The 1,940-nt window shown below is 52.4% G+C and carries 2 protein-coding genes, 2 tRNA genes and 1 pseudogene; 3 read left to right on the top strand and 2 right to left on the bottom strand.

The features are described 5' to 3' along the window. A partial coding sequence (locus tag FN633_RS18385) for a hypothetical protein (protein ID WP_208674023.1) occupies positions 1-223 on the top strand: 223 nt, incomplete at its 5' end. A 20-nt stretch (positions 224-243) separates the two neighbouring features. On the opposite strand, the gene FN633_RS09280 is transcribed toward FN633_RS18385, so the two are convergent. Continuing rightward, positions 244-319, bottom strand: a tRNA-Asn gene (locus FN633_RS09280). Between the two features lie 100 nt (positions 320-419). Then, positions 420-1,217 (bottom strand): DgsA anti-repressor MtfA, encoded by a 798-nt coding sequence (gene mtfA / locus FN633_RS09275; RefSeq protein ID WP_154057511.1) that lies wholly within the window; start codon positions 1,215-1,217, stop codon positions 420-422. Positions 1,218-1,310: 93 nt separating this feature from the next. On the opposite strand from mtfA, the gene FN633_RS09270 reads away from it, so the two are divergent. Both FN633_RS09270 and FN633_RS09265 read left to right on the top strand, forming a co-directional pair. Beyond that, positions 1,311-1,400 (top strand) — tRNA-Ser (locus FN633_RS09270). A gap of 204 nt (positions 1,401-1,604) precedes the next feature. Beyond that, positions 1,605-1,940: pseudogene (locus tag FN633_RS09265) on the top strand (hypothetical protein); the annotation flags it as partial.

The raw sequence follows: 1,940 nt of genomic DNA, 5'->3' as shown, positions 1-1,940 counted from the left end.
AGGTGACCCCAGCGGTTCGCTGATCGTTCGTTACCGGGATCCTGCTGATGACTGGGTGGGTAATCCTGCAAACGCAGTCTGCTATCTTGATAAGGCGTCGAATCAGCCTGTGACGTCAGCGGAACTGGGGGATTATTTACCCGAACTGTATGGGGATACGTTAGCGAACTTTTCAGCAGGACATATTGGAGATGTAGTAAAAGACCAGACGTGGCCTGATTAGAACAGCAATCGCTGAGAGAGTGGCTCCTCTGACTGGACTCGAACCAGTGACATACGGATTAACAGTCCGCCGTTCTACCGACTGAACTACAGAGGAATCGTGTGAACGGGGCGCATATTACTGGCCCCGTATTTTTGTGTCAACACTAAAATTAACGCGCTGATTCAATTGACTAATTAAAGCACAAGCTGTGTTTTTACTGAACGCGATATCGACCCATGGCTAAAGGCGGAGAATTTGCGCGGAGACGTGCCAGCGGATCCTGACGGTAGAACTGGCAGAAACGCTGCCACAGGGAAGGGAAGCGCGGCGCGAACAGTTCAGGCGCGCTAAAAAAGTACTCAGAGAGCACCGCGAAGCACTCGGCGGGATCGGTTGCGGCATAGGCGTCGATGCTGGCCGTACTTTCGCCTACCAGATCGATCTCATCCTGGATATTGTTCATGGCGGCGTGGAGATCGTGCTCCCAGCCAGCCACTTCACGCAGGGTGATCATAGGTACGCCGCTGGCCCGGTCGCCGTTGCGGGTATCAAGCTTATGCGCGACTTCATGAATAATCAGATTATATCCTGAGGCATCAAAAGAGTCCTGAATGTCCAGCCAGTTAAGGACGATTGGCCCCTGCTGCCAGCTCTGTCCAGAGTGCACCACCCGCTGATTATGCACCAGGCCAATATCATCTTCCCACTCGTCATCGACAACAAAGGGGGCAGGATAGATTAACACTTCGTGAAACCCGTCAAGCCACTCAAGGCCCAGCTCAAGCACCGGCAGGCAAAAGAGCAGGGCAATACGGCAGCTTTTGAGGGCATCCAGATCGAACCCCTGTAGGGGGGCCAGGCGCTTCTGCTGTAAAAAGCGCTCGGCAAGCTGCACAAGGCGATGCTGCTCCTCCGGCGTGAGGTTTGCCAGAACCGGAATGGCAAGCGCCTCTTGCCAGGGATAGGTTGTCATCCTTGATGCTTCATTTGCTTTCCAGGGCCACTTTATCATCGTTTTGCTCGCAAACTCGTCACTTGAACTTAATTGACTGGATGAGGACTGTTAAAATGCGCAATATCCTGGCATGATATCAGTCATCAAAACGGAGAGATGCCGGAGCGGCTGAACGGACCGGTCTCGAAAACCGGAGTAGGGGCAACTCTACCGGGGGTTCAAATCCCCCTCTCTCCGCCACTATTCAAGCACTTACCCGTACCGCTTTCAACGACGTTCATCACAACTCACTGCTTACATGTCTCTCAAAGGTAGTTCTCTTCTATTCATACCGTGAATCATCATTATCCTAATTTAGATGCCCAAATTGGCACACATCGCCAAACAGTAGCCGACATACCCAGATAAAATAGACGGCTAATATTTTTCCAGGTAATAATAATCATGAAACTGGACGCCCAGCTGCCGTTTGTTACGGCCCTGCTCTTTATTTTATCCGTTCTCTTTCCTTTCTTTCCAGAGATCCCGCTGCCCATTAGCGAAGCGAGGCTGGTTAACTGGATTGAGAACGGGCAAGCCTTATGGCTGCTTTTTGGCGCACTGTTTACCCTTTTCTGGATCAAGCCCTGGACGCTGACGCCCGGTCAGAAAGCCTTCTGGCTGTGGTCCGTTGCGTGGTGGGTGGTACTGCTAGGACGCAGTACCAGCTGGGGCAGGGTCTACTTCCCGGATGAGCCGAAGCTGATATTCCGCCCTATTTCAGTGGTGCTGATTGCGGCC

Origin of the sequence: Pseudescherichia vulneris (assembly GCF_902164725.1) — a bacterium.
Lineage (GTDB): Bacteria > Pseudomonadota > Gammaproteobacteria > Enterobacterales > Enterobacteriaceae > Pseudescherichia > Pseudescherichia vulneris.
The sequence above is the reverse complement of the archived record's forward strand: the minus strand, read 5'-3'. Positions and strand labels throughout refer to the sequence as shown.